Origin of the sequence: Rathayibacter sp. VKM Ac-2856, assembly GCF_013205055.1 — a bacterium.
In the GTDB taxonomy this organism is placed as follows: domain Bacteria; phylum Actinomycetota; class Actinomycetes; order Actinomycetales; family Microbacteriaceae; genus Rathayibacter.
Genome location: NZ_JABMLF010000003.1, coordinates 414007 through 427631, shown reverse-complemented (window position 1 = coordinate 427631; position 13625 = coordinate 414007). Strand labels below are relative to the sequence as shown.

Sequence of the window (13625 nt, the reverse complement as noted above, 5' to 3'; positions counted from 1 at the left end):
GCATGGACGACCCGCGCGCGCGTCAGTCGAAGCGGGCGCCCTCCGGCCGCGGCGGCAGCACGAACAGGATCAGCAGGAAGACCGCCCCCGCGATCGGGATGAACAGCGCGAGGATCCACATCCCGCTGTAGTTCACGTCGTGCAGCCTGCGCCAGATCAGCGCGAGCGACGGCACCAGCGTGGCGAGCGCGATCGCCCCCGCGAGCAGGGCGACCCGCGGCGTGTCGAAGTCCAGCTCGCCCGAGCGGAACGGCGTCATCGACAGCTGCACCCCCGGACCCGTGCCGTCGAGCAGCTGCAGCACCACGTTCAGCAGGGTCACCGCGAGGATGACCCACCAGTACTCCGCGCGGCTCGACCGCCCGCGGAACCGCGCGTACTGCGCGAAGAACCGCTGCACCGCGGCGAGCGGGGGTGCGCCGTAGTAGGGCCGGCCGAGGGGAGGAGTCGTGCGCAGTTCCATCCCTCCACGCTATCCGGCACTCGTCGGGGACGTCGTCGTCCGCTGGAGGGACCCGCCTCGCTCTAGCGGACCGCCGCGGCCTGCTCCCGCCGCACCGCCGCCGACGCGCGTGCCTCGACGATCAGGCTCACCACGAGGCCGACCGCGATCATCACGATCGCGACCCACGGCAGCAGGTCGAGGCCCGCCGCGTCGATGGTCAGCCCGCCGACGATCGCGCCGCCGCCGATGCCGATGTTGAACGCCGTGGTCTGCAGCGCCGCGGCGAGGCTCCGCAGCTGGAACGACGACGTGCGCAGCATCCGCGTCTGCAGCATCGCCGGGATGCCGCCGAACGCGATGTTCCAGACGATCGCCGCGACCACGATCGCGACCGTGGCCTGCGAGCCGGCGGCCAGCCCGAGCGCGACCAGCGCGGCCACCACGGCGACCGCCGCGACGACGAAGCCGGAGCGGGGGAAGCGATCGGTCGCGAAGCCCGCGAGCACGAGGCCCACGGCACCCGCGCCGCCGAACGCGAAGAGGAGCAGCGGCACGCTGTCGGAGGAGAACGACGCGTTCTCGAGCCACGGCGTGATGTAGGTGGAGAGCGTGTTCTGGCCGATCAGCACCAGCAGGATGACGACGCAGACGCCGATGATGCGCGGCAGGCTGCGGTCCTTGCGCGCGGGCAGCCGGATCTCGCCGGTGCGCAGCGGGATGCTGTGGTCGACCGCCGGCAGGAACTTCACGACCAGCAGCGCGAGCAGCAGCACGATCGCGCCGAGGATCGCGAACGTCGGCCGCCAGCCGAACGCGTGGCCGAGCGCGGTGCCCACCGGGACGCCGAGCACGAACGCCGCCGAGCCGCCGCCCGCGGTGATCGCGGTCGCCCGGCCGAGGTGCTCCGGAGCGACGAGGTGCGCGGAGTACGCGGCGACGATCGCCCAGAACAGCCCGTGCGCCAGGCCGCCGAGGATGCGCGCGCCGACCAGGAGCGCGAAGGTCGGGGCGAGAGCGGCCAGCACGTTCGCGACGGCGATCGTGCACAGCGCGACGAGGAGCAGGCTCTTCCGCGAGAACCGCTGCGTCACGAGCGTCAGCGGCGTCGTCGCGATGACGACGGTCGCCGCGAAGATCGTCACCAGCTGGCCGGTCAGCGGGATGCTCACGCCGAGGTCCCGCGACATGTCCGGGATGAGCCCGGTCGGCAGGAACTCGCTGGTGACCGACACGAAGACGGCCCCGGCGAGCGTGAGCAGGCCGATCCAGGGGAAGGTGGCGGTGCTCGCGGGCGGGCGGCTGCTGGTGTTCTTGCTGGTGCGCTGAGGCGTGTTCACGGTGTCCTGAGGGAGGGGAGAGCGGGCGGCGACCATCAAGCCTCGCACGCCCGCGCCCCCCTCGGGTGTCCGGGGGGTTACGTCCGGACGCTCCTCCTACTTGACGACCGTCTTGGCCGCGCTCGTCTTCGCCAGCGTGGTGAAGCCGGCCTTCGTGCCGGTGACCGTCACCGTGATCGCCTTGCCCGCGTCCGCCGAGACGGTCTTGTAGGTCGCGGAGGTGGCGCCCGAGATCGCGGTGCCGCCCCGCTTCCACTGGTAGCTCAGCGCGACGGGCGCGGGGCTCCAGGTGCCGGGGACCGCGGTGAGGGTCTGGCCGACCTTCGCGGTCCCGGTGATCGTCGGGGTCGCGCCGGTCAGCACGCCGCCGGTGACGAGCGCCGTGGTGGCGCTGGTCTTGGTGGCGGGGGAGTAGCCGGGCTTGGTGGAGGTGACGGAGACGGTGACGGTCGCGCCGGCGTCGGACGCCTTCAGCACGTAGGTCTTCGCGGTGGCGCCGGAGATGTAGACGCCGTTGTTCTTCTTCCACTGGTAGGTCAGCGTCGTGCCCGCGTCCCAGGTGCCGGCGTTGGCGGTGAGGGTCGAGCCGACCTTCGTGGTGCCGGTGATCGTCGGGGTCGGCATGAGCGTCTGCAGTGCGGCCTTCGCGGTGACCGCGGCGCTGGTCTTCGTGACCGCCGTGTAGCCGGACTTCGTGCCGGTGACGGCGACGGTGATCGCCGCTCCCGCGTCCGCGGCGACGAGCGTGTAGGTGCTCGCGGTGGCGCCGCTGATCGCGGTGCCGTTGCGCTTCCACTGGTACGCGAGGGTCACGGGAGAGGGCGTCCAGGTGCCGGGCACCGCGGTGAGCTTCTGCCCGACGGTCGCGGTGCCGGTGATGGTCGGCGTCGCTCCGGTGATCACCGCGCCGTTCGTGACGGCGGCGGTCGTCGCGCTGGTCTTGGTGGCGGGGGAGTAGCCGGGCTTGGTGCCGGTGACGCTCACGGTGAGCGTCGCGCCGGCGTCCGAGGGCTTCAGCACGTACGTCTTCGCGGTGGCGCCGGAGATGTACGTGCCGCCGTTCTTCTTCCACTGGTAGGTCAGCGTGACACCGGAGTCCCAGGTGCCCGGGTTCGCGGTCAGCGTCGAGCCGACGGTGGTGCTGCCGGAGATGGTCGGCGTCGGCATCAGCGTCTGCAGGGGCAGACCGACCTGCGTGGCCGAGCTCGTGCGGGTGGCGGTCGTGTAGCCGTACTTCGTGCCGGTGACGCTGACGGTGAGCGCAGTGCCGGAGTCGGCGGAGGTGACGACGTAGCTGCTCCCCGTGGCGCCCGCGATCGCGGTCCCGTTGCGCTTCCACTGGTACGCCAGCTCGACGGGCGCGGGCCCCCAGTTGCCCGGGTTCGCGGTGAGCGTCCCGCCGACCGCGGACGAGCCGGTGACGGTCGGCACGGAGTTCGTGAGCGATCCGGCGGTGACGGTGGTGGCGGTGCTGGTGCGCTTGGCCGTCGCATAGCCGGCCTTGGTGCCGGTGACCTCGACGGTGATCGAGCCGCGGTAGTAGTCGGAGTCGGTGACGAGGTACTGCGGCCCAGTGGCCCCCTCGATCGCATAGCCGTTGTTGAACCACTGATAGCCCAGGGTCACCGGCTGCGGACCCCACGTGCCGGGCACGGCGGTCAGCGTGTCTCCGACGGCTCCGGACCCGCTGATCGTCGGCGTCGCGGGGGTGAGGGTGCCGACGTTGGAGACCTTCAGGACGAAGTCGCCCTCGTCGAAGCTGAAGTTGCCGACCTGGAGGAAGTACGTCTTACCCGCCGTGACAGCGAACTCGACGTTGGCGCGGTCAAAGGAGTAGTCGTAGCCCTGCGGTTCAGCAGACTGCTCCCCGCAGTCGAGCATGCTGCCTGGTGTGATGCCGTCCGAGTCGTAACTGGCGATGTTCATCGGCGCAAAACTCTCGCCGACGTCTGCCCGCACAGTCCCGGACGTCGTAGCGCGGTACTTGTACCAGACCGAGCCCATGAAGGGATTCCAGTCGCAGCCCTCGTATGGCTCGTACCAGTTGCTGTCGATCTTCGTGGTCGATCCTGCAACCGTGGCAGGCAGCGTCGAGATGACGGACGCCGATCCATATGTCGTATTGGGGATTGCCGCACTCGCGGAAAGAGAGAACTCCGCGGTTCCGGCCGCTACGCCGGACGAGAGGAAATCAGAGGTGACCTGGAAGTAATAGGTCCGCCCGGCCTCTGCCTGAAGGAAGTTCGCGTTCCGGAAGCCGAGCTCTGCGCAGCTGATCCGCGTGGCGTCCGTGGTCGGGCCCTCCGGGAAGGCACTGACGATCTGCGTGTATCCCGGCGAGGATCCGCTGAAGGTCAGTGTCTGCCGCTTGGTCGACGTGTACTTGAACCAGATCGAGCTGTCGCCGCCCTCGAAGTACTCGGTGTAGTCCGGGTCGGTCGTCCGGCAGGTCGAGTTCTCGCCCTCCGACAGGGTCGCTCCGACATAGGGGACGCCGTACGCGGAATACGGGAGCGTCGTCACGACGGTCGCGTTCTCGCGCAGGTCGTTCGCGGGCGGGGTCGCGGCGACCAGCGCGCGCGGCTCGACGGCCTGCGGTGCGGCCTGTCGGGCGGCCGACCGATCGGTGTGCCACTCGCCGGAGGTGGTCGAGACCGGCGCGGGCGCGGCCTCCGCGGCTGCGGCCGCCGGGGCGACGAGCAGTCCGACGCCGACGGCGAGGGCGGTGGCGAGGGCGAGGACCCGCGCGCGGGCGGGACGGGGTTCGGGCATGACGACTCCAGGACGAGCGGCGATCGGGTGCGGTGCTGCGCCTGCGAGACCCGAGCGCGGCAGAGCCACGTCCGTCGAGGAGGCTCCTCAGTGTGATGAGAGTCACAGGGAGCGGGTACCACCCTTTCGGGGCGGTCTGGAGGGAACTACTCAGTGCCGACCTGCCTGGCGGGAATCCGCCGGGCGGTGGCCGGGTGCTACTCGAGCGGGTACGCGCGCCCGTTCACGAGCAGCGTGTCGCCGGCGCCGGTGTCCGGGCCGAGGTGGTCCTCGAGCGACGCGGCGGCCGTGTCTGCGGCGGCGCCCTGGGCGGCCACTCCGGTCGAGAGCAGCAGGCCGCAGGCCAGTGCGGTGATCACGGTCGTGCGGTTGCTGGGTATGCGGTTCATCGGCGTCGTCCTTGGCGTCGTGGGGGTCGCCGTCCCGGGGGTGTGGGAGCGGTGTCAGAACGACTCGAGCCTAGGGCGCCGACCCGATGCGCCGCCTGTCACCTTTCTGGGCTTCTTCTGTGCGCGGCGGTTCGGCCGGCGGCCGTCGGGACCTCAGTTCGGAGGAGGGAATGCCTGATCGAGGCGGGTCTCGATACGCCCTGCGGGCTACTCGACCAGCATGCAGTGGCGGCGGGTCTCGATGCGCCCTGCGGGCTACTCGACCAGCACGCAGTGCCCTGCGGTTTGCTCGACGGCATGCAGCGCGCTGCGGGTTGCTCGATCCGCATGCAGTGCCCGCGGTTCGGGCGTCCCCCTCCGTTGGTCGAGTAGCCCCGCAGGGGCGTATCGAGACCCACCCGTGCAGACCGGCCGCCCCCGTCTTCAGGCGTCGGCCTCGTAGGGTGGAGGGATGACGTCCCGGGTGCGCCTCCTGCTGGCGTCGTCGCACCCCGGGCCGACCGTCACCGTCACCGTGCTGGCGACCGTGCTCGCCGCCGCGTCCGGCCATCCGCTCGGGATCGTCGTGCTCGTGGCGCTCGCCGTGCTCGCGGGACAGCTCTCGATCGGGCTGGCGAACGACTGGATCGACGTCGACCGCGACCGCGCCGTGGGCCGCACGGACAAGCCGGTCGCCCTCGGCCGGATCAGCGTCGGCGAGGTCCGGGCCGCCGCGCTCGGCACCGCGGCCGTCGCGGTCGTGCTCTCACTCCTGCTCGGGCCGGTCGCCGCGGTCGCGCACATCGTCCTCGTCGCCGCGGGCTGGGCCTACGACGCCGGGCTCAAGCGCACCGCGTTCTCGGTCGCGCCGTTCCTCGTCGCCTTCGGGCTGCTCCCCGTCGTGTCGGTCGCCGCGGGCGGCGGGCAGCTGCCGGCCTGGTGGGCGGTCGCGACGGGCGCGGTCTTCGGCGTCGCGATCCACTGCACCAACGTCCTCCCGGACCTCGTCGACGACGCCGCGACCGGCGTCCGCGGCTTCCCGCACCGGCTCGGTCTGCGCCTGTCCGGCGTCGTCGCGTTCGGCTCGCTGATGCTCGGCGCGGTCCTCGTGCTGCTCGGCCAGGTCGTCGGCGACGATCCGGTGGGCGGCGCCGGAGTGGTCCTCGCCGTCGTCGCGACCGTCGCGGTCCTCGTGCTGGCGGCGGCCGGCATCCGGCTCGTGCTCACCGGTCCACCGACCCGCACGCTCTTCCGGCTGGTGATCGCCTCGTCGCTCGTCCTCGTCGTCGAGCTCGGCCTGGCGGGCGCCCGGCTGGTCGCCTGAGCAGCGCCCCCCGAGGACAGACCCGCAGCGGCCCCTACGACCAGCGCATCGAGTACACCCGCGCGAGCACGTCCGAGGTCGGCAGCGCCAGCAGTGCCCGGAGCAGGCTCTCGCGCCCGCGCAGGCCCGCGCCCCCGGTCGGCCGCCCGGCCGCCATGTTCAGCTCGGCCTGCCGCGCCGCGCGCCGCGCCGCCCGCGTCCGCCGCCGGGCGAAGGCGGGGAACGGCCCCGCCGAGCCGCTGCGCACGGCGCCGGCGAGCAGCGGCGCGAGCTCGGCCGCGTCGAGCCAGCCGAGGTTCATCCCCTGCCCGCCGATCGGGCTGATCTCGTGCGCGGCGTCCCCGATCAGCACCACCCGGCCGACGCCGATCCGCTCGGCCGCGCGCCGCCGCACCTGGAACCCGCTGAGCATCGTGCAGGTCGCCGGGTCCGGCTCGGCTCCGGTGCGCGCCCGCACCACGGCGCTGAGCGCGAGGGCGGCGGCCGGGTCGGGCGCCGCGTCCGGGCGCCACGCGGGCGCCTCGAGGTCGTCGCCGGCGAGCGCCACGTAGCGCCGCCGCCCGCCCGGCAGCGGGAACGACTCGATCACGCCGTCCGGTCCGACGTCGACGAGCGCCGAGGCCGCGCGCGCGGGCGGCTCCGGGTCGGCGAAGTCGCCCATGACGTAGGAGTCGGGGTAGTCGCGGCCCGTGCTGCGGATGCCGAGCAGCTCCCGCACCGCGCTGCGCGCCCCGTCCGCGCCGACGACGAACGCGGTCCGCACGGTCACCGTGGCGCCGTGCTCGTCGGTCCCCGTCGCGTCGACGTGGTCGCGCTCGCGGGCGAGCCCGGTCAGCGTGAGTCCCGAGCGCAGCGCGTCGGGCGCCGCGGCGCTCAGCCGCTCGCGCAGGATCGACTCGGTGCGGTGCTGATCGAGGGTGACGACGTAGGGATGCGTGCGCGAGGCCCGCGCGAAGGACAGCGAGCCGAGGGTGCGGCGGCGGCTCACCGCGACGCCCTCCGCGACCCGGACGCCCTCGGCGAGGATCCGCTCGGTCGCGCCGACCTCGGTCATCGCGTCGAGCGAGGGGGGATGGATGCCGATGGCCCGCGACCCGGCGGGCACCGCGGCCCGCCGCTCCCACACCTGCACGTCGATCCCGCGGCTGGCGAGCAGCGCGCCCAGCAGCACCCCGACCGGGCCGCCGCCGACGACGAGCACTCCGGTGCGCGGCGGGTCCTGCTCCGGCTCGGCGCTCATCCCTCCATGCAAGCAGATGCGGGCGGTCAGCGCGCGCGCAGCAGGGCGAGGAACTCGTCGGCCATCGCCAGCTGATCCTCCAGCTTCGCCCGCCGGAGCGACGCCTCCTCCTCGAACGCCGCGAGCTGCGCGCGGATCGCCGCGGTCTCCTCCGGGGTGCTCGCCGCCTCGAGGCTGTCGACCACGCGCAGCAGCTCGGTCATCGCCTCGAGGGTGTAGCCGAGCGGCTTCATCCGGCGGATGAGCAGCAGGCGGTCGAAGTCGCGCTCGGTGTACAGGCGGAAGCCGCCCTCGGTGCGGCCGCTGGGGGTGAGCAGCCCGACCTCGTCGTAGTGCCGGATGGTGCGCAGCGACAGCGAGGACCGGTCGGCGAGCTCGCCGATGCGCATGGTCGCCTCGACCTCCTCGGCCGTCAGCTCGACTGCCCGTCTCTCCGTCATCGTCGCTCCCTGCCCGGTCAACCCTCACGTTGCGGTAGGTTTGCTGCCGAGGGTCCCGCACCATTCTCCGCGGTCGAGGGCCCGGCTCGCGCGACGCCGCGCACCTCCCCGACCGCCGCTCTCGCCGAGCCCGTCCGCCCTGGAGACCGTCGTGTCCGTCCCCACCACCCCCGCCGCCGGTCTGCCCGACGGTCCCGCGCCGGTGCACCGCGCGATCACCGTCCTCGACGCCCTCCGCTCGCCGCGGCAGCTCTCCCGCGAGGTGCTCGCCGGCATGGTGACGACGCTCGCGCTCGTGCCGGAGGTCATCTCCTTCTCCGTCGTCGCCGGGGTGGACCCGATGGTGAGCCTCGTCGCGTCGATCGTCCTCGCCCTGACGATGTCGATCCTCGGCGGGCGCCCCGGCGTGATCACGGCGGCCGCCGGCTCGGTCGCGCTGGTCATCGCGCCGCTCGTCTCCGAGCACGGCGTCGAGTACGTGCTGCCCACGGTGATCCTCGCCGCGGTGATCCAGATCGTCTTCGGCTTCGCGGGTCTCGCCCGGCTGATGCGCTTCATCCCGCGCTCCGTGATGATCGGCTTCGTCAACGCGCTCGGGATCCTGATCTTCCTGGCGCAGGTGCCGCACGTCATCGGAGTGCCGTGGATCGCCTACGCGCTCTTCGCCGCGACCCTCCTGATCATCTTCGTGCTGCCCCGCTTCACCACCGCGGTGCCCGCCCCGCTCGTCGCGATCGTCGTCGTGACGGCCGTCGTGATCCTCGCGAACCTCGCCGTGCCCGACGTCGCCGACGAGGGCCCGCTGACCGGGCAGCTGCCCGGCATCACCCCGTTCCTCGTGCCGCTGGACCTCACGACCCTCCAGCTGATCCTGCCGACCGCCCTCAGTGTCGCCTTCGTCGGCCTGATGGAGACGCTGCTCACCGCCAAGCTCGTCGACGAGATGACCGGCACCCCCTCGCACAAGGGCCGCGAGTCCTGGGCGCTCGGCGTCTCGAACCTGCTCGCCGGCTTCTACGGCGGCATCGCCGGCTGCGCGATGATCGGCCAGACCGTGCTCAACGTGAAGACCGGAGGCGCGCGCACCCGGATCTCGACGATCGTCGCCGGCGTCTTCCTGCTCGCGCTGGTCACCGGCCTGAGCTCGGTGATGGGTCGCATCCCGATGGTGGCGCTCGCCGCGGTGATGATGATCGTCGCGATCAGCACTGTCGACTGGCACAGCCTCCGCCCCTCGACCCTGCGCAGGATGCCCGTGCCGGAGACCCTGGTGATGGTCGTCACCGTCGTGGTCGTCGTCGCGACCGACAACCTGGCGCTCGGCGTCCTCGTCGGCGTGATCCTCGCGATGATCCTCTTCGCCCGCCGCGTCGCCCACGTGATCGCGGTCGAGCGCGCGGTCGCCGACGACGGGGAGTCGGTCCGCTACACGGTGACCGGCCCGCTCTTCTTCGGCAGCAGCAACGACCTCGTCGACCGCTTCGCCTACTCCGACGACCCGTCCGCCGTGGTGATCGACCTCGGCCGCGCCCAGATCTGGGACGCCTCGACCGTCGCCGCCCTCGACTCCATCGAGACGAAGTACCGCGACCACGGCGCGACCGTCGCGATCGAGGGCCTCGACGAGCGCAGCAGCGGCTTCCACCGCCGCCTGACCGGCCGCCTCGGCAGCTGACCCGGCGGTCGCTCCGGAGGCCCCGCCCGGCAGGTCTCCCGGGAGAGACCACCGGGTGCACAGGGGGCCCAACCATGCTGATCGAGCAGCCCGCGCAGCGGGCGCATCGAGATCCACCGCCGTCCGAAGTCGGATCTGCAGACCCGTCCTGCTCGTGACGGCGGGTCGCGCTACGCCCCTGCGGGGCTACTCGACCAGCATGAGGCGGGTGCGGCTCGACACAGCATGAGGCGGGTGCGGCTCGACACAGCATGAGGCGGGTGCGGCTCGACACAGCATCAGCCGAGAACGCCTTCCATCCGTGATGAGCGATGAGAGTCGCTCTCAGCTGATGTTCTGCTCGCCGCTCGCGCGAGCGGGCGTAGCCTCGCGCGTGACACCACCCACCGCAGAAGGAGCACGACCATGACCGACGACGCTCAGGGCTTCACCCTCACCCGCCTCTTCGACGCGACTCCGGAGGAGATCTGGAGCGCGTGGACCGACCCCGACGAGATCGCCGAGTGGTGGCACGCCCGCGGGCTCACCACGCCGCGCGAGTCCGTCGAGGTCGACCTGCGGGTCGGCGGCCGCTACGCCTACACGATGGTCTCCGCCGCCAGCGAGGAGACCTACCCGACCGGCGGGGAGTACCGCGAGATCAGCGCGCCCGAGCGGCTCGTCTTCACTTGGGGCGAGCCCGGCGACGCCGCGGCGCCGGTCGCGACGGTGTCGATCCGCTCGGCCGGCGAGCTCACCCGGCTGACCTTCGAGCTCGCCGGAGTCGACGGCGAGCAGGGCGACGACTCGTACTACGACGGCTGGGACCAGGCGCTCGACGCCCTCGCCGACCACCTCGATCCCGCCGCCTCCGTCGCCGGCTGACCCGCCTCTCCCTCGCCGCGCGGGGCCGTCAACCCCCTGTGGCCGACGCGGGAGCGCGGGGTTGTCTGGTCTGTCCGGGCGGTTCCGAGAGGCCCGGGGGAGACGGAGACGGCCTTGGGCCAGCACTGCACCACAGACCACGGCATCGCCGCCATCGAGACCTACGCCGACGGCGACGGCTGGGGCAACCGGATCGCGGGCGCGGCCGTTCCGCTGACCCGCCACGAGTCCCGCGAGGAGGCCGAGAGCGTCGGCGCCGAGATGGCGCAGCAGCGCGGCGGCGGGCACCGGGTGCTCGCGTGACGACCACCGAGAAGAAGGGGACGTCGCTCCGGCGCCGCATCACCGGACCGCTGCTCTACTTCTTCATCCTCGGCGACGTGCTCGGCGCCGGGATCTACGCCCTGATGGGCACCCTGTCGGCGGAGGTCGGCGGCGCGGTCTGGATGCCGCTGCTGCTCGCCCTCGGCCTGGCCCTGCTGACCGCCGGCTCCTACGCCGAGCTGGTCACCAAGTATCCGAAGGCGGGCGGCGCCGCCGTCTTCGCCCAGCGGGCGTTCAAGCGGCCGATCGTCTCGTTCCTGGTCGGCTTCGCGATGCTCGCGGCCGGGGTCACCAGCGCCGCCGGCCTGTCGCTCGCCTTCGCCGGCGACTACCTCGGCACCTTCCTCGACGTGCCCGCGGTGCCGACGGCGATCGTGTTCCTGGTGCTCGTCGCGTGCCTCAACGCCCGCGGGGTGGCGGAGTCGCTGCTGAGCAACACGGTGATGACCGTGATCGAGGTCGGCGGCCTGCTGATCGTCATCGTCTGCGTCGCGCTGATGATCGCGGGCGGCGGCGGCGACCTCGGCCGCACGGTCGAGCTGAGCTCGGAGCAGGCACCCGTGCTCGCGGTGCTCGGCGCCGCGATCATCGCCTACTACTCCTTCGTCGGCTTCGAGACCTCGGCGAACATCGCCGAGGAGCTGCGCGACCCGAGCCGGATCTACCCGCGGGCGCTCTTCGGCGCGCTGCTCACGGCCGGCGGCGTCTACCTGCTGGTCGGGCTCGCCAGCTCGATCGCGGTGCCCGCCGACGACCTCGCCGACTCGTCCGCGCCGCTGCTCGACGTCGTGACCGCGAGCGGCGTCGGAGTGCCGGCGGGCCTGTTCAGCGTCATCGCCCTGATCGCGGTGGCGAACGGCGCCCTGCTCACGATGATCATGGCCAGCCGCGTCACCTACGGCATGGCGAAGGAGGGGCTGCTGCCGGGCGTGCTCGGCCGCGTGCTGCCGAAGCGCCGCACGCCGTGGGTCGCGATCGTCGTGACGACCGTCGCCGCCGCGCTGCTGACCCTGATCGGCGATCTCGCGACCCTCGCGCAGACCGTGGTGCTGCTCCTGCTGCTGGTGTTCATCAGCACGAACGTGTCGGTCCTCGTGCTGCGGCGCGACCGGGTCGAGCACGAGCACTTCCGCATCTGGACCGCGATCCCGGTGCTCGGGGTCGCCTCGTGCCTGCTCCTGCTCAGCCAGCAGGAGCCGGTGGTCTGGCTCTCCAGCGCGGTGCTGCTCGTCGTCGGCGTGCTGCTGCACCTGATCACCCGCCGCCGGAGCGCCCGCACGGACGCCTGACTCCACCACCCACCCCTGACCCCACCATCCACCCCTGTCGAAAGGAGAGACCATGTCGACCACACCCTCCCGCGAGGACCTGCCGCTGCCCGACTGGAACGACATCCCGCTCGGCACGCTCGCCGAGCGGATCCGCCCGCTCGACGAGGACGCGCTGACCACGCTCCTCGCCTACGAGGAGGCGCACGGCGACCGCCTGCCGATCACGACGATCGTCCGCTCGCGCCTCGAGCAGCTGCGCGGCGGCGCCGAGCCCGCGGGCACGGTCGCCGAGGAGCTGCCGGAGACGTCGCAGTCGTCGTCGGGGTCGCGGGTCGGCCCGCAGACGGCCGCGGCGCCGGCCGATCCGGCGCCGCACGGGCTCGACGCGCCGCGGCAGGGCGACCGCCTCCCCGACCGGCGAGGCTGAGCGGGCCGCGCGCTGCCCAGGGCCTGCCCAGGGCCCGGTGGCAGGCTGGCGGAGCCGATGACGGCGACCGGACGAGGGAGCAGTACCCGGAGAGCGACAAGACTGACTCGGAGGAGTGAGTCGTCGTGTCCTGGATCGTCCTGATCGTCTCCGGTGTGCTCGAGGCCGTGTGGGCCACCGCCCTCGGCAAGTCCGAGGGGTTCACCCGGCTCTGGCCGACGGTGGTCTTCGGCGTCGGAGTCGTCGCCAGCCTGTCCGGCCTCGCCTACGCGATGCGCGACCTTCCCACCGGCACCGCGTACGCGGTCTGGGTCGGGATCGGTGCCTCGCTGACCGTGCTCTACGGCATGTTCTTCGGCGGCGAGGGCTTCTCGCTGGTGCGCACGCTGCTGGTCCTCGGGATCGTCGGCTGCGTGATCGGGCTGAAGCTGCTGCACTGAGCGACGACCCGTCCGCGGACCCGACGCCAGGCGCCTTCCCAGGCGACGTGGGGCGTCGGTGCATTGCAGGAGAACGAGCGTTCCCCTAGGCTCGGAATCCCAGGGAGAACGCCGGTTCCGCAGGCGCTCCCCGCCCCGAAGGAGGAACCATGCCCACTCGTTCTGCACGCACCGCCTGGAACGGCTCGCTCGAGACCGGCGAGGGCCAGGTCGAGCTCTCGAGCTCGAAGCTCGGCACCTACGACGTCTCGTTCCCCAAGCGCGCCGCCGACGACGCGAACGGATCGACCAGCCCCGAGGAGCTCCTCGGCGCCGCGCACTCCGCCTGCTACGCCATGCAGTTCTCGGCCGTCCTGGGCGAGGCCGGCGGCACGGTCGAGGCCCTCGACGTCCGCGCCGACGTCTCGCTCGGCCCGGACTCGGCCGGCGGCTTCAAGCTGACCAAGATCGCCCTCGTCGTCAGCGGTGAGGTCTCCGGCATCGACGAGGCCGCCTTCCTCAAGGCCGCCGAGGACGCCAAGAACACCTGCCCCGTCAGCAAGGCGCTCACCGGAGTCGAGATCACCCTCGACGCCACCTTCGAGGGCTGAGCCTCCTCGCACACGCACAGGAGCACCCCGTCGCGCACTGCGGCGGGGTGCTTCCGTGTCTGCACCGCGGGTCTCGATGCGCCCGCTGCGCGGCCTCCTCGCTCAGCA

The 13625-nt window shown here is 72.5% G+C and carries 14 protein-coding genes and 1 riboswitch; of the genes, 8 read left to right on the top strand and 6 right to left on the bottom strand.

Annotated elements, in window-relative coordinates:
• Window positions 1-22 precede the first annotated feature (22 nt).
• The 4 genes from HQQ82_RS12430 to HQQ82_RS12415 all read right to left on the bottom strand — a co-directional run bounded on the left by HQQ82_RS12430 (window position 23) and on the right by HQQ82_RS12415 (window position 4943).
• Entirely contained in the window at window positions 23-463 is a 441-nt protein-coding gene (locus HQQ82_RS12430) for a DUF805 domain-containing protein (RefSeq protein WP_173233605.1), read from the bottom strand.
• A gap of 62 nt (window positions 464-525) precedes the next feature.
• Complete coding sequence (locus HQQ82_RS12425) at window positions 526-1782, bottom strand: MFS transporter (RefSeq protein WP_173233603.1); 1257 nt, start codon at window positions 1780-1782, stop codon at window positions 526-528.
• Window positions 1783-1878: 96 nt separating this feature from the next.
• Window positions 1879-4554, bottom strand: coding sequence for a hypothetical protein (locus tag HQQ82_RS12420; protein WP_173233601.1), 2676 nt, complete (start codon window positions 4552-4554; stop codon window positions 1879-1881).
• Window positions 4555-4751: 197 nt separating this feature from the next.
• Window positions 4752-4943 (bottom strand): hypothetical protein, encoded by a 192-nt coding sequence (locus HQQ82_RS12415; RefSeq protein WP_173233599.1) that lies wholly within the window; start codon window positions 4941-4943, stop codon window positions 4752-4754.
• A 451-nt stretch (window positions 4944-5394) separates the two neighbouring features.
• Between HQQ82_RS12415 and HQQ82_RS12410 the strand changes: the two genes are divergently transcribed.
• Complete coding sequence (locus HQQ82_RS12410; RefSeq protein ID WP_173233597.1) at window positions 5395-6246, top strand: UbiA family prenyltransferase; 852 nt, start codon at window positions 5395-5397, stop codon at window positions 6244-6246.
• A gap of 34 nt (window positions 6247-6280) precedes the next feature.
• Here the strand turns inward: HQQ82_RS12410 and HQQ82_RS12405 are convergent, their stop codons facing one another.
• On the bottom strand, window positions 6281-7486 hold the full coding sequence (locus tag HQQ82_RS12405) for an NAD(P)/FAD-dependent oxidoreductase (protein ID WP_173233595.1): 1206 nt from the start codon (window positions 7484-7486) through the stop codon (window positions 6281-6283).
• A 26-nt stretch (window positions 7487-7512) separates the two neighbouring features.
• Window positions 7513-7926 carry a MerR family transcriptional regulator gene (locus HQQ82_RS12400; protein WP_173233594.1) on the bottom strand — a complete coding sequence of 138 codons (414 nt, stop codon included), beginning with the start codon at window positions 7924-7926 and terminating at the stop codon, window positions 7513-7515.
• Between the two features lie 202 nt (window positions 7927-8128).
• On the opposite strand from HQQ82_RS12400, the gene HQQ82_RS12395 reads away from it, so the two are divergent.
• From HQQ82_RS12395 to HQQ82_RS12365, 7 genes are all read left to right on the top strand, one after another.
• Complete coding sequence (locus HQQ82_RS12395) at window positions 8129-9601, top strand: SulP family inorganic anion transporter (RefSeq protein ID WP_367947943.1); 1473 nt, start codon at window positions 8129-8131, stop codon at window positions 9599-9601.
• 405 nt (window positions 9602-10006) lie between these two features.
• Window positions 10007-10465 (top strand): SRPBCC domain-containing protein, encoded by a 459-nt coding sequence (locus HQQ82_RS12390; RefSeq protein ID WP_173233592.1) that lies wholly within the window; start codon window positions 10007-10009, stop codon window positions 10463-10465.
• Between the two features lie 114 nt (window positions 10466-10579).
• A complete protein-coding gene (locus tag HQQ82_RS12385; protein WP_173233590.1) occupies window positions 10580-10768 on the top strand; it encodes a DUF2188 domain-containing protein in 189 nt (62 codons plus the stop codon).
• On the top strand, window positions 10765-12078 hold the full coding sequence (locus HQQ82_RS12380; RefSeq protein ID WP_173233588.1) for an APC family permease: 1314 nt from the start codon (window positions 10765-10767) through the stop codon (window positions 12076-12078). Before HQQ82_RS12385 ends, HQQ82_RS12380 begins: the two co-directional genes overlap by 4 nt.
• Before the next feature lie 52 nt (window positions 12079-12130).
• A complete protein-coding gene (locus tag HQQ82_RS12375) occupies window positions 12131-12487 on the top strand; it encodes a hypothetical protein (RefSeq protein WP_173233586.1) in 357 nt (118 codons plus the stop codon).
• Window positions 12488-12535: 48 nt separating this feature from the next.
• Window positions 12536-12599: riboswitch (guanidine-III (ykkC-III) riboswitch) on the top strand.
• A gap of 13 nt (window positions 12600-12612) precedes the next feature.
• A complete protein-coding gene (locus HQQ82_RS12370) occupies window positions 12613-12927 on the top strand; it encodes a multidrug efflux SMR transporter (RefSeq protein WP_173233584.1) in 315 nt (104 codons plus the stop codon).
• Window positions 12928-13076: 149 nt separating this feature from the next.
• A complete protein-coding gene (locus tag HQQ82_RS12365) occupies window positions 13077-13517 on the top strand; it encodes an OsmC family peroxiredoxin (protein WP_173233582.1) in 441 nt (146 codons plus the stop codon).
• Window positions 13518-13625 lie beyond the last annotated feature (108 nt).